18 protein-coding genes are annotated in these 21,773 nt (G+C 55.6%); 12 read left to right on the top strand and 6 right to left on the bottom strand.

From position 1 onward, the window contains the following. The first annotated feature begins 124 nt into the window (after positions 1 to 124). The 7 genes from IF654_RS04560 to IF654_RS04530 all read left to right on the top strand — a co-directional run bounded on the left by IF654_RS04560 (position 125) and on the right by IF654_RS04530 (position 8,899). Positions 125 to 1,723 carry an ABC transporter substrate-binding protein gene (locus IF654_RS04560; protein ID WP_047273710.1) on the top strand — a complete coding sequence of 533 codons (1,599 nt, stop codon included), beginning with the start codon at positions 125 to 127 and terminating at the stop codon, positions 1,721 to 1,723. 166 nt (positions 1,724 to 1,889) lie between these two features. Then, positions 1,890 to 3,269: an OprD family porin gene (locus IF654_RS04555; protein ID WP_047273708.1), complete on the top strand. Its 1,380-nt coding sequence runs from the start codon at positions 1,890 to 1,892 to the stop codon at positions 3,267 to 3,269. A gap of 76 nt (positions 3,270 to 3,345) precedes the next feature. After that, the gene (locus IF654_RS04550; protein ID WP_047273706.1) at positions 3,346 to 4,941 is read left to right on the top strand and encodes an ABC transporter substrate-binding protein; all 1,596 of its coding nucleotides are present in this window, start codon (positions 3,346 to 3,348) and stop codon (positions 4,939 to 4,941) included. Between the two features lie 75 nt (positions 4,942 to 5,016). Continuing rightward, positions 5,017 to 6,027, top strand: a complete 1,011-nt coding sequence (locus tag IF654_RS04545) for an ABC transporter permease subunit (RefSeq protein ID WP_047273705.1) — start codon at positions 5,017 to 5,019, stop codon at positions 6,025 to 6,027. Between the two features lie 10 nt (positions 6,028 to 6,037). Next, positions 6,038 to 6,949, top strand: coding sequence for an ABC transporter permease subunit (locus tag IF654_RS04540; protein WP_047273702.1), 912 nt, complete (start codon positions 6,038 to 6,040; stop codon positions 6,947 to 6,949). A 10-nt stretch (positions 6,950 to 6,959) separates the two neighbouring features. Further along, positions 6,960 to 7,928: an ABC transporter ATP-binding protein gene (locus IF654_RS04535; RefSeq protein WP_047278946.1), complete on the top strand. Its 969-nt coding sequence runs from the start codon at positions 6,960 to 6,962 to the stop codon at positions 7,926 to 7,928. Beyond that, a complete protein-coding gene (locus IF654_RS04530; protein WP_047273698.1) occupies positions 7,928 to 8,899 on the top strand; it encodes a peptide ABC transporter ATP-binding protein in 972 nt (323 codons plus the stop codon). Before IF654_RS04535 ends, IF654_RS04530 begins: the two co-directional genes overlap by 1 nt. An 84-nt stretch (positions 8,900 to 8,983) precedes the next feature. On the opposite strand, the gene IF654_RS04525 is transcribed toward IF654_RS04530, so the two are convergent. From IF654_RS04525 to IF654_RS04515, 3 genes are all read right to left on the bottom strand, one after another. Continuing rightward, complete coding sequence (locus IF654_RS04525) at positions 8,984 to 9,310, bottom strand: hypothetical protein (protein ID WP_047282219.1); 327 nt, start codon at positions 9,308 to 9,310, stop codon at positions 8,984 to 8,986. A gap of 223 nt (positions 9,311 to 9,533) precedes the next feature. After that, positions 9,534 to 10,481, bottom strand: a complete 948-nt coding sequence (locus IF654_RS04520; RefSeq protein ID WP_052892210.1) for a hypothetical protein — start codon at positions 10,479 to 10,481, stop codon at positions 9,534 to 9,536. A 408-nt stretch (positions 10,482 to 10,889) separates the two neighbouring features. After that, positions 10,890 to 12,473 carry a peptide chain release factor 3 gene (locus IF654_RS04515; RefSeq protein ID WP_047281304.1) on the bottom strand — a complete coding sequence of 528 codons (1,584 nt, stop codon included), beginning with the start codon at positions 12,471 to 12,473 and terminating at the stop codon, positions 10,890 to 10,892. 339 nt (positions 12,474 to 12,812) lie between these two features. Here IF654_RS04515 and IF654_RS04510 point away from each other — a divergent pair, with 339 nt between their 5' ends. From IF654_RS04510 to IF654_RS04490, 5 genes are all read left to right on the top strand, one after another. Further along, positions 12,813 to 13,529, top strand: coding sequence for an ABC transporter permease (locus IF654_RS04510; RefSeq protein ID WP_047273694.1), 717 nt, complete (start codon positions 12,813 to 12,815; stop codon positions 13,527 to 13,529). A gap of 24 nt (positions 13,530 to 13,553) precedes the next feature. After that, positions 13,554 to 14,447: a glycine betaine ABC transporter substrate-binding protein gene (locus IF654_RS04505; RefSeq protein ID WP_047273692.1), complete on the top strand. Its 894-nt coding sequence runs from the start codon at positions 13,554 to 13,556 to the stop codon at positions 14,445 to 14,447. A 9-nt stretch (positions 14,448 to 14,456) separates the two neighbouring features. Continuing rightward, complete coding sequence (locus IF654_RS04500; RefSeq protein ID WP_047273691.1) at positions 14,457 to 15,110, top strand: ABC transporter permease; 654 nt, start codon at positions 14,457 to 14,459, stop codon at positions 15,108 to 15,110. Beyond that, positions 15,107 to 16,264, top strand: coding sequence for an osmoprotectant ABC transporter ATP-binding protein OsmV (locus tag IF654_RS04495; RefSeq protein WP_047273689.1), 1,158 nt, complete (start codon positions 15,107 to 15,109; stop codon positions 16,262 to 16,264). Before IF654_RS04500 ends, IF654_RS04495 begins: the two co-directional genes overlap by 4 nt. A gap of 423 nt (positions 16,265 to 16,687) precedes the next feature. Then, complete coding sequence (locus IF654_RS04490) at positions 16,688 to 17,851, top strand: type III PLP-dependent enzyme (protein WP_047273687.1); 1,164 nt, start codon at positions 16,688 to 16,690, stop codon at positions 17,849 to 17,851. 53 nt (positions 17,852 to 17,904) lie between these two features. Here the strand turns inward: IF654_RS04490 and IF654_RS04485 are convergent, their stop codons facing one another. The 3 genes from IF654_RS04485 to IF654_RS04475 form a co-directional block, all read right to left on the bottom strand. Beyond that, positions 17,905 to 18,918 carry an alpha-xenorhabdolysin family binary toxin subunit B gene (locus IF654_RS04485; protein WP_139047528.1) on the bottom strand — a complete coding sequence of 338 codons (1,014 nt, stop codon included), beginning with the start codon at positions 18,916 to 18,918 and terminating at the stop codon, positions 17,905 to 17,907. An 18-nt stretch (positions 18,919 to 18,936) separates the two neighbouring features. Beyond that, positions 18,937 to 20,145: an alpha-xenorhabdolysin family binary toxin subunit A gene (locus tag IF654_RS04480; RefSeq protein ID WP_047281305.1), complete on the bottom strand. Its 1,209-nt coding sequence runs from the start codon at positions 20,143 to 20,145 to the stop codon at positions 18,937 to 18,939. A gap of 274 nt (positions 20,146 to 20,419) precedes the next feature. Beyond that, positions 20,420 to 21,634: a hypothetical protein gene (locus IF654_RS04475; protein ID WP_194862735.1), complete on the bottom strand. Its 1,215-nt coding sequence runs from the start codon at positions 21,632 to 21,634 to the stop codon at positions 20,420 to 20,422. Positions 21,635 to 21,773 lie beyond the last annotated feature (139 nt).

Here is a 21,773-nt window from a genome sequence, read left to right as displayed (position 1 = left end):
TTTGAACACATGTTGTATTGCGCCGAGGTGAACGCCGTAGCTGATGATGTCGACGCCCTGAGAACAACGACCGTGCAAGGCGTTTGCTCAGGACTCAATAACAAGAAAAAGGATTGGGATCGCAATGCGTAACCATTTGGTTTTATCGGCTTTGCTCAGCGCAGGCGTCATAGCAGGCAGCCCTCTGGCACACGCTGCAAACAGCCTGGTGTTCTGCTCTGAAGGCAGCCCGGCCGGATTTGACACCGCGCAGTACACCACCGCCACGGACAACGATGCCTCCAACCCGATTTACAACCGCCTGGCCGAATTTGAAAAAGGCGGCACCGCCGCCGAGCCAGCGCTGGCGACCCGCTGGGACATTTCCGAAGATGGCCTGACGTACACCTTCCATCTGCGCCCGAACGTAAAGTTTCACACCACCAAATGGTTTACCCCGACGCGCGACTTTAACGCGGACGACGTGCTGTTCACGTTCAACCGCATGCTTGATCCCGAACACCCGTTTCGCAAGGCGTATCCCACCGAGTTCCCTTACTTCAGCAGCATGAGCCTGGACAAGAACATCGCCAGCGTTAAAAAGACCGACCCGATGACCGTCGTCATGACACTCAACTCGGTCGACGCAGCATTCATCCAGAACATCGCCATGAACTTTGCCGCGATTCTGTCTGCCGAATACGCCGATCAACTGCTCAAGAAGGGCAAGCCGAGCGAGATCAATCAAAAACCGGTCGGCACCGGCCCTTATGCGTTTCAGCGTTATCAGAAAGACTCGAACATTCGCTACGTCGCCAACAAGGACTATTGGGACCCGAGTCAGGTCAAGCTCGACAACCTGATTTTCTCAATCAACACCGACGCCTCGGCGCGCATGCAAAAGCTGCGTAAAAACGAATGCCAGGTCTCGCTCAATCCCCGCCCGGCCGACGTGGCCAGCCTCAAAAGCGACCCCACACTGCAGGTCATCGAAAAGCCCGGTTTCAACCTTGGCTACATCGCCTACAACGTGCAGCACAAACCGTTCGATCAACTTGAAGTACGTCAGGCGCTGGACATGGCCGTGAACAAGGACAGCATCCTGCAGGCCGTGTATCAAGGCGCTGGCCAGAAAGCCGTGAACGCCATGCCGCCGACGCAGTGGTCCTACGACGACACCATCAAGGACGCGCCTTATAACCCTGAAAAAGCCCGCGAAATGCTCCGCGCCGCCGGGGTCAAGGAAGGCACTGAAATCACCCTGTGGGCCATGCCGGTGCAACGCCCGTATAACCCCAATGCCAAGCTGATGGCTGAAATGCTGCAATCGGACTGGGGCAACGTCGGGCTCAAGGTCAAGATCGTCAGCTACGAATGGGGCGAGTACATCAAACGCACCAAAAATGGCGAGCACGACATCAGCCTGATTGGCTGGACCGGCGATAACGGTGACCCGGATAACTGGCTGGGCACCCTGTACAACTGCGACGCCATTGGTGGCAACAACTACTCCATGTGGTGCAACAAGGAGTACGACGCATTGGTCAAGAACGCCAAGATCATCACCGACCGCGATCAGCGCACAGTCTTGTACAAACAGGCCCAACAGTTACTTAAACAGCAAGTCCCGATTACCCCCATTGCCCACTCGACGGTTAATCAGCCGCTGAGCGCCAAAGTGCAAGGGTTCGCCGTGAGCCCGTTTGGCCGTAACGCTTTCTCCGGCGTGAGCATCGCCGACTAACCCCTACCCGACTCTTGTCAGTGTCTTCAGGCCGCTTGGGGCGGCCAGGAGAACACTGTAGCCAAGTGACCCTTGGCAAACGTTTGCAATGTGCTAACTCGTTCCACAACAGCCAGCTCAATTCATAAAGAGCGGCAATAAAAAAAGAAGCAGAGGAGCCTCAACCATGAGAGTCACAAGCAGCGCGTTACTGGCCTTATCCATCAGCAGCCTTGCGGCGATGGCGAATGCCGAAGAGGTAAGTCAGACATTTGTGCCCACGCAATTGAAAACCGGTGCCAGCAGCCAAAGCGAAGCCAACGGCTTTATCGAAGGGCAAAGCCTGAGCGGCACGACCCGCAACTGGTACGCCAATGAACTCAAGCGCAATAACGGCCGCTTCACCTACAACGATCACGGCGTCGAAAAAACCACACCGCGCCGTATCAACTGGGTGCAAGGCACCATTCTTGATTACAGCTCGGGGTTCACCCAGGGCACCGTTGGCTTCAGCACCGAGGTCGCGGCCTACAACGCAATCGCCCTTGACCGGGATGTGAATGACATCGCCGGCAAGAACAACCGCACCCTGACCCACAGTGACGGCGATGCCGTTGGCCAGTGGAGCAAGCTCGGGCTGGCGAACGTCAAGGCCCGTATCTCCAACACCACGCTGGTGGTGGGCCGACAGAACTTCAGCAGCCCGACCATCGATGTGATCGGCAACCGTGCCCTGCCGTCCAGCTTCCAGGGGGTAGCCCTGCATAGCGAAGAGTTCAACAACCTGTCCTTCGACGCGGGCTCTTTTGACCGCGTCTCGCCGCGTACCGAACAAGGCTTGAAGAAGTTTCGCAGCGAATACGGCGCTACCGGGGTCGAGACCGATCGCGCCAGCGTCGCCGGCCTCAACTATCAACCGTTCCAAAGCCTGAAGACCTCGCTGTACGCCACGCATGTTGAAGACTTCTGGAACCAGTACTACTTCGGTGCCGTGCATGACCTGGGCGACAACGCCGTGCTGGGGTTGAACACCAACTTCAACTACTACAAGACCCTGGACACGGGCAGCAAGGCCATGGGGGAGATCAACAATGACACCTTCAGCCTGGCATTCGGTCTGACCCATCAGGCGCATACCGTGACCCTGTCCTACCAGCAAGTGATCGGCGACGAGTACTTCGACTACCTGCATGAAACCAACGGCATCTACCTGGCCAACTCCCTGCTGTCGGACTTCAACGGCCCGAACGAGAAGTCGGTGCAACTGGCTTACAGCATCAACATGGCGCAGTACGGCATCCCGGGCCTGAAGTTCAACGCCTACCACGCGCGCGGCTTTGACATCGACGGCACCAAATACAAAGGCACCGCCTACGACGTCAAGAACATGAACGGCGAAGACCACTCCGAATACAGCATTGGCACGTCATATGCTATTCAAAGCGGACCACTGAAAGCCACGGCGATTCGTGCGACCTACACCACGCACCGCGCCAGCCGGTTCCAGGCCGATGGAAACATCAACGAGTTCCGTTTGGTTACCACCATTCCGTTCAACATTCTTTAACCATCTGGCGGCTGTGCCTGGCGCGACACGTCAGGCACAGCCGCTACGCTGGCCCAACCGATTGAAGAGGGTTGCCATGAAACGACTTCCACTACGCTCGGCCCTTGCCGTGGCAGTGTTCAGCACCGCGCTCAGCGTTTCAGCCAAACCGTTGGTGGTCTGCACTGAAGCCAGCCCCGAAGGTTTCGACATCGTTCAGTACACCACTGCCGTGACCGCCGATGCTTCGGCCGAAACCATCCTCAATCGTCTGGCAGACTTCAAACCCGGCACCACCGACGTAGAACCCGCCCTCGCGGAACGTTGGGAGATCAGCCCTGACGGGTTGGAGTACACCTTTTACCTACGCCCCGGTGTGAAATTTCACACCACCAGTTACTTCAAACCGACCCGCACCCTGAACGCCGATGATGTGGTCTGGAGCTTTCAGCGCCAGCTGGACCCGAATCACCCGTGGCACGACAAATCGCTGGTCGGCTACCCCTACTTTGAAAGCATGGGGTTTAAAAACCTGCTCAAGAGCGTCGAAAAAGTCGACGACATGACGGTCAAAATCACGCTCAACCATGCCGAATCGCCCTTCTTGCGCGACATCGCCATGCCGTTCAACTCGATCTATTCGGCCGAATACGCCGATCAACTGCTCAAAGCCGGCAAAACCAGCGAGCTGAACAGCAAACCCATCGGCACCGGCCCGTTTATTTTTGTGCGCTATAACAAGGACGCGCAGGTCCGCTTCAAAGCCAACCCTGAGTACTTTCGCGGCAAACCACCGAGTGATGTGCTGATTTTCGCTGTCACCACCGACAGCAACGTGCGCCAGCAAAAGCTCAAAGCCAACGAATGCCAGATCGCGCTGTACCCAAAGCCGGATGAAGTCGGCAACATCAAGAAAGATCCGAACCTGAAAGTCGACGAAATGGCAGCGCTGATGACCAGCTACATCGCCATGAATACCCGCCACAAATACCTGGACGATGTGCGCGTGCGCAAAGCCATCGACATGGCATTCGACAAAGAGACGTACCTGACTTCCGTTCACGGCAAAGGCAACGCGATACCGGCCATCAACCCCTACCCGCCCACAATGCTGGGGTTCAACACCGCCATTGAACACCCGCCCCGCGACCTGGACAAAGCCCGTGCCCTGCTCAAGGAAGCCGGGGTGCCTGAGGGGCAGGTCTTTACCCTCTTTACCCGCAACGGCGGCGGCCCGACCAACCCTAATCCGATGCTCGGGGCCCAGCTATTGCAGTCAGACCTTGCCAAGATCGGCATCAAACTGGACATTCGCGTCATGGAATGGGGCGAGATGCTCAAGCGCGCCAAAAATGGCGAACATGATCTGGTGTCCACCGGCTGGGGCGGCGACAACGGCGATCCGGACAACTTCCTGACCCCGCTGCTCAGCTGCGAAGCCGCCAAAAATGGCGAAAACTACGCCCGCTGGTGCAACAAGGACTTTGAAGCCCTGATCACCAAAGCCCGTAACATCACTGAACCCGCCGAACGGGCGGCACTCTATGAACAGGCCCAGGTGCTCTTTAATCAGGACCAGCCCTGGATCAACGTCGTACACCCCATGCTCTTTACCGCCCGACGCAACAACGTCGAGGGCTATGTACTTAGCCCACTGACGAACAACAACTTCGCCACCACCCGGGCGAAGTAGAACAATAAAACACCCGCCAGCGTTCATCCGGGCCCTGGCGGTCCTGCCTAACCGGCTGATGAGGTACACCACACGATGTTTAGTTTTATTGCCCGCCGAATAGGGCTCCTGATCCCTACGTTCTTCGGCATCACCCTGCTGACGTTCGCCCTGATTCGCATGATCCCCGGCGATCCGGTCGAAGTCATGATGGGGGAACGTCGGGTCGATCCAGAGATGCATGCTCAGGCCATGGAACGACTGGGCCTGAACAAACCGCTCTACGAACAGTATTTCGACTACGTGACCAAGCTCGCCCACGGCGATCTGGGCGAATCGTTGAGAACCCGCGAAAGCGTGTGGACCGAATTTACCGCGCTGTTCCCCGCCACCCTTGAACTGTCGATGGCCGCGCTGTTGTTCGCCGGTGTACTCGGGCTGCTGGCCGGGGTCATCGCAGCGCTCAAGCGAGGCTCGCTATTTGACCATGGGGTGATGGGCATCTCCCTCGCGGGGTATTCGATGCCGATCTTCTGGTGGGGCCTGATCCTCATCATGTTCTTCTCCGTGAGCCTGGGCTGGACCCCGGTGTCCGGGCGTATCGACCTGCTCTACGACATCGAGCCCAAAACCGGCTTCATGCTGATTGACACCTTGCTCAGCGATGAACCCGAAGCCTTCTGGGACGCGTTGCACCACATGATTCTGCCCGCCATCGTGCTGGGCACCATCCCGCTGGCCGTGATCGCGCGCATGACCCGTTCCTCCATGCTCGAGGTGCTGCGCGAAGATTACATCCGTACCGCCCGCGCTAAAGGCCTGTCACCCGCACGCGTGGTTTTCGTACACGGTTTGCGCAATGCGCTGATCCCGGTATTGACCGTGGTCGGCCTGCAAGTCGGCACCCTGCTGGCGGGCGCTGTACTGACTGAAACCATCTTCTCGTGGCCGGGCATCGGCAAATGGCTGATCGAAGCCATTGGCGCCCGGGACTATCCCGTGGTGCAAAACGGCATCCTGTTAATCGCCTGCCTGGTGATTCTGGTCAACTTCGTGGTGGACATCCTCTACGGCTTTGCCAACCCTCGCATCCGTCATCAGCGCTGAGATCATGACCATGAGCACACCTACCCCTGCTACCGCCGTGGATCAAAGCCTGCTTTATCCATCGCCTTACAAAGAATTCTGGCACGCGTTTTCCCGCAACAAGGGCGCCGTGGCCGGCCTGATCTTCATGAGCATCATCGTGTTCTGCGCGATTTTTGCGCCATGGGTCGCCCCGCATAACCCGAGCGAGCAATACCGCGATTTCCTGCTGACGCCACCGGCGTGGCTTGAAGGCGGGCAAATGCAATTTCTGCTGGGCACCGATGAACTGGGCCGTGACTTGCTGTCGCGACTGATCGAAGGCTCGCGCCTGTCCCTGCTGATCGGTCTGTCGTCAGTGGTCATCTCGTTGATTCCGGGTGTGATCCTCGGCCTGTTCGCCGGGTTTTTCCCGCGCTTTCTCGGCCCCGGCATCATGCGCTTGATGGACATCATGCTGGCCCTGCCTTCATTGCTGCTGGCGGTGGCGATTGTCGCCATCCTCGGCCCTGGCCTGATTAACACCGTGATCGCCATTGCCGTGGTGTCGTTGCCTTCTTACGTGCGCCTGACCCGCGCAGCGGTCATGGGTGAACTGAACCGCGACTACGTGACCGCCGCCCGTCTGGCGGGTGCCAGCCTGCCGCGCTTGATGTTCGTCACGGTACTGCCCAACTGCATGGCGCCGCTGATCGTTCAGGCCACCCTGAGTTTCTCTTCGGCCATCCTCGACGCAGCGGCACTGGGCTTTCTGGGCCTGGGCGTACAGCCGCCAACCCCCGAGTGGGGCACCATGCTGGCCTCGGCCCGCGATTACATCGAACGCGCTTGGTGGGTCGTCAGCCTGCCCGGCCTGACCATTTTGCTCAGCGTGCTGGCAATCAACCTGATGGGCGACGGCCTGCGCGATGCGCTGGACCCGAAACTCAAGAACGCCGCCTGAGGAGATTCCCATGTCACTGTTAGAAATCAAGAATCTCAACGTCCGTTTTGGCGACGCCAAGGCGGTGCCAGTGGTCGACGGGTTGAGCCTGTCTGTGGATAAAGGCGAAGTACTGGCCATCGTCGGCGAATCGGGTTCGGGCAAATCCGTGACCATGATGGCGCTGATGGGGTTGATCGAGCACCCTGGCATCGTCACCGCCGACGCACTGAACTTCGACGGCAAGAACATGCTGACCCTGAACCCACGTCAACGGCGGCAAATTGTCGGCAAGGACATGGCCATGGTCTTTCAAGACCCCATGACCGCACTCAACCCCAGCTACACCGTGGGCTTTCAAATCGAAGAAGTGCTGCGCCTGCACCTGAAAATGTCCGGCAGGGCCGCACGCAAACGCGCCATCGAGCTGCTGGAAAAGGTTGAAATCCCCGGCGCGGCCAGCCGCATGGACGCCTACCCGCACCAATTGTCCGGCGGCATGAGCCAGCGCGTGGCAATCGCCATGGCCATTGCGGGCGAACCCAAACTGTTGATTGCCGACGAGCCCACAACGGCACTCGACGTGACCATTCAGGCGCAAATCATGGACCTGCTGCTCAACCTGCAACGCGAGCAGAACATGGGCCTGGTGCTCATCACCCACGACTTGGCGGTCGTGGCTGAAACCGCCCAGCGCGTGTGCGTGATGTACGCCGGCCAAGCGGTGGAAATCGGTCAGGTGCCTGGGTTGTTTGACGTGCCCGCGCACCCTTATAGCGAGGCGTTGCTGGCCGCCATTCCGGAACACAGCATGGGCGCTTCACGTCTGTCTACCCTGCCCGGCATCGTGCCGGGCCGCTATGACCGCCCGCAAGGCTGCCTGCTGTCGCCGCGCTGCCCGTACGTTCAGGACACCTGCCGTCAACAGCGTCCGGCGCTGGAACCCAAAGCCAACAGCCAGGTGCGCTGCTTCTTCCCCTTGAATCAGGAGGTGGCGTAATGACTGTCGTTCTTACCGCCCGCGACCTAACCCGTCACTACGAAGTGTCCCGTGGCCTGTTCAAGGGCCATGCACTGGTGCGCGCCCTCAATGGCGTGTCGTTTGAACTGGAAGCAGGCAAAACCCTGGCCGTGGTGGGAGAGTCCGGATGCGGAAAGTCCACCCTTGCCCGCGCGCTGACGCTGATTGAAGAGCCGTCGTCCGGCTCGCTGAAAATCGCCGGGCACGAGGTCGCCGGGGCTAACAAGGCCGAGCGCAAACAGCTGCGTAAAGACGTGCAGATGGTGTTCCAAAGCCCCTATGCGTCACTTAACCCCCGTCAGAAAATCGGTGATCAACTGGCCGAACCCCTGCTGATCAATACCTCGCTGAGCGCTGCCGAACGGCGCGAAAAAGTGCAGGCAATGATGAAGCAAGTCGGCTTGCGGCCTGAGCATTATCAGCGCTATCCGCACATGTTCTCCGGCGGTCAACGCCAGCGAATCGCCTTGGCCCGCGCCATGATGCTGCAACCCAAAGTGCTGGTGGCCGACGAACCGACATCCGCCCTCGACGTATCGATCCAGGCACAAGTGCTCAACTTGTTCATGGACCTGCAGCAAGAGTTCAATACAGCCTATGTGTTCATCTCGCACAACCTGGCAGTGGTGCGGCACGTAGCCGATCAAGTGTTGGTGATGTACCTCGGCCGCCCAGTGGAAATGGGGCCCAAAGAGGAGATCTACACTCGGCCGCTACACCCCTATACCCAAGCGCTGCTGTCAGCCACCCCGACCATTCATCCCGATCCGCTGAAGCCGAAAATCAAGATCGTCGGGGAGCTGCCTAACCCGCTTAACCCGCCTTCAGGTTGCGCATTTCACAAGCGCTGCCCCTATGCGACAGCGCTGTGCAGCACGGATGAACCCGCATTGCGCTTGCTCGATAACCGCCAGGTGGCCTGCCACTACGCCGAGCAATTCCTCACTTAATACGGGCTAAAGAATACGAGCTAAAGAAAAACGCGCCTGTTCAGAGGCGCGTTTTTTATTCAGCTGTTGGAGGAACCTCAAGGACTAGTACTGACCATCGCTGGACTTGCCGTGATCAACACTGTCATCGTCCTTGCGATCGGTCTTGCCATCCTCGCTATGGGTGGTGCTGTCAACAGCGTCTTCATCGCCATCGACCTGATCATCATCCCCCGCGCTTCCTCCCTGCCCTTGATCACCCGGTTCGGATTCCGATTTGTAAATCGCATTGACCGTTGGCCCCGGCACACCGGTTGCAGAAAACCCGGCGGCCTGACCTTGCAGCGGATTGCTCGCCCACGCCGTTGAGGCGCTCACTGTCAGCAACATCATGACTTTTAACAACATGACAAAACGTTGATAAATCCTCATGTAGAACTCTCCCTGAATGCTCAACCGCACGCGTGAATAGCTGAGACGTCACCGCTGTTACGCCTCGTGGAGGTTTTAAAAATAGTCGCTGAAAGACGTCTTCGCCAACTTTCAAGGCGAGCATTCCAAAACGTGACCGTTAGATCAGCTCGTACTAGAGGTTATCGCTGATCTTTATATAGCCACGTTTATGCACGAAAACGGGCGCTGCTTTTAATCGATTTTATTTAACTTCAGGAAACCCCCAAGCACCGTCATCGCCTTTAACGCCTTGAGTCGTGCTGCCATCTTTGAACGTAAACAGACCGGTATTGTCATTAAAGCTATCGCCATTCTCATAGGTCGTAACGCCATCGGCTGTAGTGATACTTCCGTCACTATTTTTTTGCGCACCTTCAGGCAGTGTGTCTGAGCCTCCTGAACCCTTCTCATCACCTTGCGCGCCTTTCCCGTCCGGAAACGTCCACTCACCACTGCTATTTTTTACACCTTGCACGGACTCGCCCGTAGAAAAGGTGTAGATGCCCGTTTTGTTGTCCAATGTATCGCCCGTTTTCGAGACCCAAACACCATCCGCTCGGGTGGTACTGCCATCAGGATGCTTGACCGAACCATCAGGCATAACGGTAGTGCCGTCGGGATGAGTAACAGAACCGTCTGCATTTTGCTGACTGCCTTCGGGGTGTTTAACGGTTCGCTTGCCGGTAATCTGATCAACAACGATCTCAACAGCAGCAGGCGCAACGAAATTCGCCAGAATGAACTGCAGGGCCTCGCTGATCTGGCCTCGACCACCACCCGTGGTTGCCGGATTGGTTACGGGAGGCTTAACCGGGGGCTTAACGGGAGGCTTGACTGGAGGTTTTACAGGGGGTTTCACCGGTGGCTTTATCGGAGGTTTTGCCGGGGGGGAAACAGGAGGTTTAAACGGCGGCTTCGTGCCGGCTGGATGCCCCGTTAGCTTCGGAGGCTTCAAAGGTTTAAGACTTAACTTCAAGCTCGCCATCTTCGCGTCTGAAACGTCGCTTTCTTCTGTTTGCGCGTCATTGTGCGCCGAACCAACAGTCAAGCCATCCTGCTCATTGAGCAACTCACATTCCTCTTCATCGACACGTTTAGCCGTGTCGTTTTCCTTTATTTGAAAGCCTGGTTTATCGTCGAATCCATTCATGTCTTTATCGTCCTTAAAGCCATCATCTTGACAGCTACCTTCTTATTCAACTTACCTACATTGGCAGTTGAAGTTGTTATGCATCTATTAAGAAACACTAAAACGAAACTGCCTAAAAGCGAGTGCTCACACAACAAAGAGCATTAATACAAGACTCATCTCTGCTTGTACGACAACACCCCTCAGACTTTTCTGTAGGATTGCGCAAACAACATGCTCCTTTCGTGTGGCTACCCCACCCGTCCCACTCAACGCTGCTGTGTTGAGCGTTATCAAGCGTCCGTTTTTCGATAGGCCTAAAAAGCATTCAGAACCGAACTCAAAAAAACAGACCCAAAAAAAATGCCAGTCAGCAGAACTGACTGGCATTCAACGCAGACATCGCCTGCGTTATCGAGGGGTCACACCTTAGTGATGCTCACGTGTCGCACGGAACTTCACATCAGGCCAACGCTCTTCCATCAATGCGAGGTTAACGCGCGTCGGTGCGAGGTAGGTCAAGTGACCGCCGCCGTCGAGCGCAAGGTTTTCCACCGCTTTGACGCTGAATTCTTCCAGCTTCTTCTTATCGCTGCATTCGATCCAGCGCGCCGACCACACCGTGATCGGCTCGTAGGAGCATTCCACTTTGTATTCTTCCTTCAGACGGCTCGCTACCACGTCGAACTGCAGCACACCCACCGCACCCAGAATGATGTCGTTGCTGCGCTCGGGGAAGAACACCTGAGTGGCGCCCTCTTCGGCCAGTTGCTGCAAACCCTGGCGCAATTGCTTGGACTTGAGCGGGTCGCGTAGACGTACGCGACGGAACAGTTCCGGGGCAAAGTGCGGGATACCGGTAAAGCTCAGGCTCTCGCCTTCGCTGAACGTGTCGCCGATCTGGATGGTGCCGTGGTTATGCAGGCCGATGATGTCACCGGCGTAGGCTTCTTCGAGCTGTTCACGCTCGGAGGAGAAGAACGTCAAAGCGTCGCCGATGCGCACATCTTTGCCGGTGCGCACGTGGCGCATCTTCATGCCTTTTTCGTACTTGCCCGAGCAAATACGCATGAAGGCGATCCGGTCGCGGTGTTTTGGGTCCATGTTCGCCTGAATCTTGAACACGAAGCCGGTGAATTTATCTTCTTCCGGCTCAACCGTACGCTCGTTGGCCACACGGGCCAGAGGCATTGGCGCCCAGTCCACCACCGCATCCAGGACATGGTCGACACCGAAGTTGCCCAAGGCTGTACCGAAGAAGACAGGAGTCAGTTGACCGTCGAGGAATTCTTGCTGGTTGAATTCATGGCAGGCGCCCTGGACCAGTTCCAGTTGATCGACAAAACGGTCGTACTCGTCACCCAGGTGCGCACGCGCCTCGTCGGAGTCGAGCTTCTCGATGATTTTGACGTCGGTTCGTTCGTGGCCATGACCGGCGGTGTACACAATGATGTAGTCGCCCGCCAGGTGATAAACACCCTTGAAGTCGCGGTAGCAACCAATCGGCCAGGTGATCGGCGCCGCCTTGATTTTGAGTACGGCTTCGATTTCGTCCAGCAGCTCGATCGGGTCGCGGATGTCCCGGTCGAGTTTGTTGATGAAGCTGACGATCGGTGTATCACGCAGACGGCAAACGTCCATCAGGGCGATGGTGCGCGGTTCGACACCTTTACCGCCATCGAGCACCATCAAAGCAGAGTCGACGGCTGTCAGCGTACGGTAGGTGTCTTCCGAGAAGTCTTCGTGGCCCGGGGTGTCGAGCAGGTTGATCATGTGGTCGCGATACGGGAACTGCATGACCGACGTGGTAATCGAGATACCCCGTTGTTTCTCCATTTCCATCCAGTCGGAGGTGGCATGGCGGTCGGACTTTCGCGATTTCACCGTACCGGCAACGGCAATGGCCTTGCCCATCAGCAAGAGTTTCTCGGTGATGGTGGTTTTACCCGCATCGGGGTGGGAAATGATGGCGAAAGTGCGGCGTTTCGCGACTTCGGCGGCCTGATGGGTCATGGGAAATCGCCTGACGATTGATTCAAAAAAGGGCGCGGATTATAGCCCAAATCCGGCATCCGCAGCCACCGTTGGTGCCTTGGTCTGAATCACAAGGGTGGCAATGTGCCGTAAAAAATGTGAACCTTTTGAGCGGTGGAGGCGTCCACTCTCCTGATAAGACATACCGTCAGGGGCTGAAATATCAGCAAGTTAGCCTGACGAGGCTGCGCTAATGACAGGCGATGCCGGCGTTTACTCTGCCCCCGCCTGTTGCTCTTCGCGAACACATTGTCGGCAGCCAGGAATGGCGTTGCCACACGAGAATGTGTCCGCCGACTAAAAAAAAGGAGTCCGCCTGTGGCTAATCGCTATGGAAAAGGGCTTATAGGTTGCGTGGCAGTTGTCGCCCTCCTGGCCCTGTTGGTCCATTGGATCGGCATCAGCACTATCGAACACTATCAAGATGATCTGTTGTTCTACCTGCAAGCCCATCTGTACCTCGTACTCGTTTCAATGCTCGCCGCCCTCCTCGTAGGGATACCCGCCGGCATTTTCCTCAGCCGACCTTCAATGGCCGGACGTGCGGAACGCTTCATGCAAGTCTTCAACATCGGCAACACCGTCCCGCCGCTGGCTGTACTGGCCATTGCACTGGGCTTTCTGGGGATCGGTAGCGGCCCCGCCATCTTCGCCCTGTTTCTCGCCTCGTTGCTGCCCATTGTGCGCAACACCTACGAAGGCTTGAAGAACGTCCAGGGTTCACTCAAAGAAGCCGCCGTCGGCATTGGCATGACCCCGCGCCAAGTGCTTTGGCGCGTCGAGTTACCCAACGCCGTGCCCATCATCATGGGCGGTGTGCGGGTTGCACTGGCGATCAACGTCGGGACTGCGCCACTGGCGTTCCTGATCGGCGCCAACAGCCTGGGCAGCCTGATTTTCCCCGGCATCGCCCTCAACAATCAGCCGCAATTGATCCTCGGTGCCGCGTGTACTGCGCTGCTGGCATTGCTGCTCGACGGCTTGGTGATACTCATCAGCCGCCAATGGTTGGAACGCGGTCTGCGACCTGTTTAGGTCGGGCTGAGCATAGGAAAACCCATGAAAAAAATAAGCTTGTTTTTAGGCTGCATCCTGCTGTGCGCAGGAATTGTGCAGGCCGCTGAAAAACCTTTGATCCGCATCGGGGCACGGGTATTCACCGAGCAAACACTGCTCGCTGAAATCACCTCGCAATACCTCAACGCCAAGGGCTATAACGCGCAAGTCACGGGCGGGCTGGGCAGCAGCCTGGCACGGTCGGCCCAGGAATCGGGACAGCTGGACATGGTGTGGGAATACACCGGGGTCTCGCTGGTGGCGTACAACCACATCACTGACAAACTCGACAGCCAGCAATCCTACGACCGCGTTAAAGAAGTCGACGCCAAGCAAGGCTTGATCTGGCTGCACCCGTCCAAGTTCAGCAACACCTTTGCATTGGCGCTACCGCAAAAAGTGGCTGAGCAATACCCGCAGATCAACAGCATCAGCGACCTGAACAAAGCCCTGCGCGACCCCGAGCACGAAACGGCCTTGGTGGCGCTGGACACCGAATTTGCCAACCGTTCTGACGGACTGGGCGGGCTGGTCAAGCTCTACGACATGGACTTGACCCGTCGCAACATTCGCCAAATGGACGCCGGTCTCGTCTACACCGCGCTGAAAAACAGCCAAGTGTTTGCCGGTCTGGTCTACACAACCGACGGCCGTTTGAGTGCGTTCAACCTCAAGCTGCTGAACGATGACCTGCATTACTTCCCGGACTACACCGCCGCTCCCGTCGTGCGTAAAGCCTATCTGGATCAGCACCCGGATCTCGAAAGCCTGCTCAAGCCGCTGGCCGACCTGTTTGACGATGAAACCATGCGTCAGCTTAACGCCCGGGTCGACGTGGACCACGAAAGCCCGTCCAAAGTGGCCGCCGACTTCCTGCGCCAACACCCGCTCAACTGAGGAGAAGACATGGAATTTCTAAACGCCTTTTCCCACATGGACTGGACGCTTGTACTGCACCTCACATGGCAGCACATCACCCTGGTCGGCATCGCCGTCACCTTGGCCATTGTGGTCGGCGTGCCGTTGGGCGTGCTGATGACGCGCTTCCCGTCGTTAGCCGGGCCGATGCAGGCCAGCGCCACGGTGCTGCTGACCATCCCGTCCATCGCCCTGTTCGGCCTGCTCCTGCCGTTCTACTCCAAGTTCGGTCAGGGCCTGGGGCCGATGCCGGCCATCACGGCCGTGTTCCTTTATTCACTGCTGCCCATCATGCGCAATACCTTTCTTGCGCTCACCGGTGTTGAACCGGGCATTCGTGAAGCCGCCCGCGGTATCGGCATGACCTTCGGCCAGCGCCTGCGCATGGTCGAATTGCCCATCGCGGTGCCGGTGATTCTGGCCGGTGTACGCACCGCTGTCGTGATGAACATCGGGGTAATGACCATCGCCGCCACCATCGGCGCCGGCGGTCTGGGTGTACTTATTCTGGCTGCCATCAGCCGCAGCGATATGTCGATGCTGATCGTCGGCGCCGTGCTGGTCAGTGTACTGGCCATCATCGCTGACCTGCTTTTGCAATGGCTGCAACGCTCGCTGACTCCAAAAGGACTGCTCAAATGATCGAACTTCAAAACCTCAGCAAAACCTTCCAAAGCAACGGCAAAGATGTCAAAGCCGTCGACTCGGTAAACCTGACCGTCAACGAAGGCGAAATCTGCGTATTCCTCGGGCCATCGGGTTGCGGCAAAAGCACCACGTTGAAAATGATCAACCGCCTGATCAAGCCCACCTCCGGCAAGATTCTGATCAACGGCGAAGACACCACTGACCTCGACCCGGTGACCCTGCGTCGCAACATCGGTTACGTGATTCAGCAGATCGGTTTGTTTCCGAACATGACCATCGAAGAAAACATCACGGTCGTGCCCAGGCTGCTGGGCTGGGACAAACAGAAGTGCCATGAGCGGGCACGTGAATTGATGAGCATGATCAAGCTTGAACCCAAGCAGTATCTGCACCGCTACCCGCGCGAGCTGTCGGGCGGCCAGCAACAGCGCATCGGCGTGATTCGCGCCCTCGCCGCTGATGCCCCGCTGCTGTTGATGGATGAACCGTTCGGCGCCGTTGACCCAATCAACCGTGAAATGATCCAGAACGAATTCTTCGAGATGCAACGGGCGCTGAACAAGACCGTAATCATGGTCAGCCACGACATTGACGAAGCCATCAAACTGGGCGACAAGATTGCGATTTTCCGGGGCGGCAAGCTGTTGCAGATGGATCACCCCGACACCCTGCTCGCCCACCCTGCCGACGAGTTTGTCAGCAACTTTGTCGGTCAGGACAGCACCCTCAAGCGTCTGCTGCTGGTCAAGGCTGAAGACGCAGCCGACAACGCCCCTTCAGTCAGCCCTGAAACCCCGGTGGGTGAAGCGCTGGAACTGATGGACGAACTTGACCGTCGCTATGTGGTGGTCACCTGCGCCGACAACAAGGCGCTGGGTTATGTACGGCGTCGCGACCTGCATCGCCAGACCGGCACATGCGGGCAGTTCCTGCGCGAATTCACCGCCACGGCGGCGTCCGAGGAACACTTGCGCATCCTGTTGTCGCGCATGTACGAATTTAACCGTTCGTGGTTGCCGGTAATGGACACCGAGCGTGTGTTCCAGGGTGAAGTCACCCAGGAATCGATCGCGGCTTATTTAAGCTCCGGTCGTTCACGTGGCGCCAAGACCAGCATCGTGTCCCCAGCCGAGACCGCACTGGCTTAAATCGCATCCCGCAGGCGCAATCCGCTCCAGGCTCTGCCTCCCGTTTCATTGCAAACCGCTATGAAACGGGAGCAGAGCCTTGCGCCTGCGGCCTCTGGGCACCTCTAAAAACGCCTTATTGAACATCCCCTCCCTGCCACGGTCGGTTACTTAAACCGCCGGTAAACAGCCTGCGACGAACTCGTGCAAAAACGCGACATTTTTTGTTGATCAATGGGCAATCACCCCCTACAGTTCGCGCCGAACATCCATGCTGGAAACGATCCATCCGGCTCAAGTACTGACGACGAGACAGCAAGGTTCATTTACCTTTTTTGCTTTCGGCGGACATGCCTTGGGAAGTAGGCGAACCAAAGTGGGGATACGGAGGATGTTCAGTTGCGCCCATTTATTGATGACGTTTGCTACCAGGAGTCCCTCAGCATGTCGATTAAGGTCGAAGACTATTACGCGCGCGATACCTTTCAGAAAATGAAAGCGTTCGCTGACACCCAAGAAACCCCGTTCGTGGTAATCGACACCGCGATGATCAGCCAGGCCTACGATGACCTGCGCGCAGGTTTCGAATTTGCCAAGGTGTACTACGCCGTCAAGGCCAACCCGGCGGTTGAAATCATCAACTTGCTGCGCGACAAAGGCTCGAACTTCGACATCGCTTCGATCTATGAGCTGGATAAAGTGATGGCACAGGGCGTGAGCCCGGATCGTATCAGCTACGGCAATACCATCAAAAAATCCAAAGACATCCGCTACTTCTACGAGAAAGGCGTGCGCCTGTTCTCCACGGACTCCGAAGCCGACCTGCGCAACATCGCCAAAGCCGCGCCTGGCGCCAAGGTGTATGTGCGCATCCTCACCGAAGGCTCGACCACCGCTGACTGGCCGCTGTCACGCAAGTTTGGCTGCCAGACCGACATGGCCATGGACTTGCTGATTTTGGCCCGCGATCTTGGCCTGGTGCCTTACGGTATTTCGTTCCATGTCGGCTCCCAGCAACGCGACATCAGCGTCTGGGATGCCGCCATTGCCAAGGTCAAAGTGATTTTCGAACGCCTGAAAGAAGAAGACGGCATTCACCTGAAGCTGATCAACATGGGCGGTGGCTTCCCGGCCAACTACATCACTCGCACCAACAGCCTCGAAACCTACGCTGAAGAAATCATTCGTTTCCTGAAAGAAGATTTTGGCGACGACCTGCCGGAAATCATTCTGGAACCGGGCCGCTCCCTGATTGCCAACGCGGGGATTCTGGTCAGCGAAGTGGTGCTGGTGGCCCGTAAATCGCGCACCGCTGTGGAGCGCTGGGTGTACACCGATGTCGGCAAATTCTCGGGTTTGATTGAAACCATGGACGAAGCGATCAAGTTTCCGATCTGGACCGAAAAGAAAGGTGAAATGGAAGAGGTGGTCATCGCGGGGCCCACCTGCGACAGCGCCGATATCATGTATGAAAACTACAAGTATGGTCTGCCACTTAATCTGGCTATCGGCGACCGTCTGTACTGGTTGTCGACCGGTGCTTACACCACAAGCTACAGCGCCGTTGAATTCAATGGTTTCCCTCCGTTGAAGTCTTTTTACTTATAATCCCACACGCCCATGCAGCCATGCTGCATGGGCGTTTTGCTCTGACGCTTAAATCAAACACGCACCTGACGCAACACTGAAATAAACGTGGTCAGGTGAGTTTGCAATGAAACAATGTCGCACTCGTCAGCTGTTTGAAAAAGACGACACTCTCTTAGAAACACCACCAGACTTTCCACGACCAGCCCCACTTGTTCTACCCATTGCGTTCTTGCCGTCAAGACGGCGTCATAGGACTCAAGTTTTTCCTTGCGCGCCTGCAACGCCTTGATTTTCTCTTGAACCTCGTGGCGCTCAAGGTTGTTGGCGGATATATTTTTCGACAACCGCACGAGGGCTTCGCCCAAGGACACCAGCTTTGCCGCTGCACCAAACATATCCAGGTACTTCTCTAATCGCTGCAGTCCTAATTTGATAATTTCAACATCAAGCTTGGGAACCAGTGCCTGCGACACTAACATCTGCAGCTCTTCGGCAGTGGGGAGTGCTTTTTTAATATGCTCCTTCCAAAAATCAGTCTCGAGTAATTCTTTAGCAGCTTTGATGGCATCCCAATCTGCCTGCAGTTGTTCACCCGTGGCTTTCAATGCGGCTTCACGTGTCACCAGTGCCGTGAGGCGAGCCTCATCATAGTCAATCATATCGCCTGCGAAGTGATCCAGCGTCAATGCGCCTATTTCTGCCCGGTTGGCCTCAATCAAGCCTTGGGCGGCCTCGACTTTTTGCACAACGTGGCGCAATCGTTCCTGGCAGAACGCGTTCAAGTCTTCAAGGCCCTTGGCCTTCAATTTGGGGTCCAACGATGAAGCTTCAGCAATCCCTTTATATTGCTTGGCAATATCGCTGATACCTGCACTGGACAGTGACGCTTCGAGTGCGATGGCCTGATCGACTAAAGAGCGACTATGGCTATTAATCAGTAGTTGCGCCCGCATCACACGCTCCTGCAAACCAGGAAGTGTAGCAAAAGTATTACTTGCAACCGCACTGTTAAACACACTTACAGCCCCTTTGACGGCGACCATATTTAAAGCGGGATAGAGATTCAGGTTTGTGATTCCGTTCACGTTTATATTCCTTATAAATCAGGGTTGTAGCAGTTCATTGAACGCTGTGGAAATTTGCGCAGAGTAGCCCTTGATACTGGTCCAAGGATTAATAACCATAGAAAAATGCATTGCAAACTTATGGAGCTCCAACAGGGTATCTACTTTTTTCAAGGATTCGCTGGCGTCATCTAGGTAAGCAGCTATGTACGTCCATATTTGCGACAGCTGCTTGGCACCCACTTCAGCCCCTAACATTTGTCCTTGCAGATCAACAAAGTGCAGTTGAAGATCATCAAGCAACTCAGCTAACTTATCGGCAGATTTAAGCTTCTCTAACAACTTGCGTCTATCAGCAATAAGTTGATTTTTTTCCTTCCGGATTTTTTCAGCCTTACTGCCAAAAACTCCCCCCGTTACCACAAGCCCGAATGGCCCCAAAACCAAGCCTGAGAAAGAAGCCCCTACCGCGTTTTTGTAAGCACTGGCAAGCGCATCGATTTGCTCATTGAGCTGTAGAACTTCTTCAAGTAATGCCTGACGCTCATGCTCTTTGCCCGAGTTTTTATAGGCCATCATTTTGGCTTTGACCAAAGGGATCAAATCATCGGACAAACCTTTCTCAAAGCCCTTGGCCAATGCCCCAACCTGCTCGACAGACTTGATAAAACCGGTTGTACTCTTCTTGGCGTCTGCTAAATATCCCACCATCTTTTCAATGGCGAGCTTCTCTGTACGGTCTAGCCAGATAGTGTGAAACTTTTGTTGTTCTTCCTCGGTCAGATCTTTTAAAGTCCCTTCCAGCTGTCGCCCTAATTCAACAGTCCTTATAAGCGATACAACACTTTCGCCCGTGGTTATAAAATTAGCTGCGAATTTCTCCAGTTCTCTCGCGACTTCTTTACTGCCCGACTCTACGGCTGGCCACGTATTAGCATGCGCCACGGTGCGCTCATTCAGCTTTAAAATATCTTCTGGCGACAAGCCCTCAATTTCAATACGATCATAATTCAAACGCTTTCTTACCACGTCCAGCGAGAGCGGTAGCATTTTGGCAAAAGCGACATACTTACGCGTATTATGAATATCCTCTCGCCGTATTATAAAACCTATATCTTTTGGATCAACAGCAGACCGCGTTTCCCCCGCCACTAATTTGATGTATTCCCCCGGCAAACGAATGGCAGCCACATCAACACTTAAATCACTGATACTTTCCAAGTCAATATCCAACGCCAAACTATCCATTTTTTAGCACCTTTAAATTTATGAGCCTGCTCTTAACAGCCTAGAGCCAAACCCAACTTACTCAACACGACTAAAGCATCAAAGATTGTAGGAGGATGACACATCTGGATATGAGAAGTGGCGAAAGACAACAGGGTTACACTTGGAAATAAAAGCACCTTTGAAATAATTAAAATAGTAAGCACCCCCTCTAATTCAGCCCACTCCGCATGTGCAAGAGGCGTCGGCGCGCTAAGTTTTACTGTGCCCATGATATGAAAGGAATAGTCATACACTACCCCGCGGTCCAGTCATCGCGCTCCAATATGGTTGTAAATGAATTGTAGACTTGCTCAGTCAGTGATTTAACCCGCAACCAGGTTTTCATCAGCCTCACGAGATTTATTTTCAGTTGGGTGAGGTCTGACAGGTGTCTCACCTGCTTCAAATACTCATTCACGCCCAACACATACCACTTGAGGGGGTCCCACGCCTGCTCCATCTCGCGGCAGGTCACGGCGGCAGCCATAAAGCGTCCGCGTAGCTCAAAAAATCGTTGTTGGGACACGTATAGAAGCGTGCCCAAAGCGTCCTGCGGCAAATGGGCGAAGACTAAACGCCCGCGCTCGACAACCAACCGATGAATCTCCCCTCTCACTATTCCGGCCTGGCGGCTGAATACACCTGAACTGGCATCCAGACTGAACCGTGGCATCATGCCGGGTGCTGTTTCCGTAATCAGCCGTTCATAATCAGTGACCCGCGTATTTAGCTGCTCATCTATCGCGCGCAAATCAGTCTCAAAGGAGGCACTGACTGGCAGATTATTTACGTGCGAATAGGCCTCTAAAAGCGCAGCAACTTTTGGCATCAACACGTTCACCAGGGTGTTATTGAATGCACGGCATTGGGTGAAGATGGTGGTATTGAAGAAGCCTCGTATATCCGGCTGCTCGTGAACCCGATTTAAACGTATACCTTCAAGCGCAGAACGCTGTTGATCAGTCAACGCAACAAGTTGCAGATCCCCTTCGTTACGTTGAAGGTCTGCGGATTGCCCTTCCGCGATCCCATCGATATCTTCAACCAGTTGAAGAAAACGCTCCGGGATGTCTCCTGCCAATTGGTTCATGCTGTCGCATGCAACTTTGACGGCATGTTCAAGGTTGGTCCAGGCCTTGGTGTGCGTCAGTACCTGTTGATGAAAACTCACTATTTGTTCCGGCTCAAGTCCTTCCAAACCTACAGCCTGTGGGGGATACAGCCGCTTTACGCTCTCAAGAGTCGTGGGCAGGAGGCGTGCATGGTCAACATATAATCGAATATTTTCAATATCCGTGCGCCTAAATAAAAACCCTCTGTCGGCACGAGGAATTCCACTTATGCGTACACCCGCCAAATACTGCATAAAGCGCAACGGTACGACAATCGATTGCTCGAACACGCCCGATTGTTCATAAAATTCAGACCCGACAATAGATTCCAGCTCATCGACATAATGCTCAGACATCGTGCAACTCCTGTTCAATTAATATAGATGAACAAGACTAAGCCTAACCACGACGCCCGCAATACAGGCCAAGCGCTAAATCCTGTAAGAGAGTGCGCTGCGTGACAGCTCTATTGACCATTGCACTAACTATTACTAT

The organism is Pseudomonas lundensis (genome assembly GCF_015377145.2).
Lineage (GTDB): Bacteria > Pseudomonadota > Gammaproteobacteria > Pseudomonadales > Pseudomonadaceae > Aquipseudomonas > Aquipseudomonas lundensis.
The sequence above is the reverse complement of the archived record's forward strand: the minus strand, read 5'-3'. Positions and strand labels throughout refer to the sequence as shown.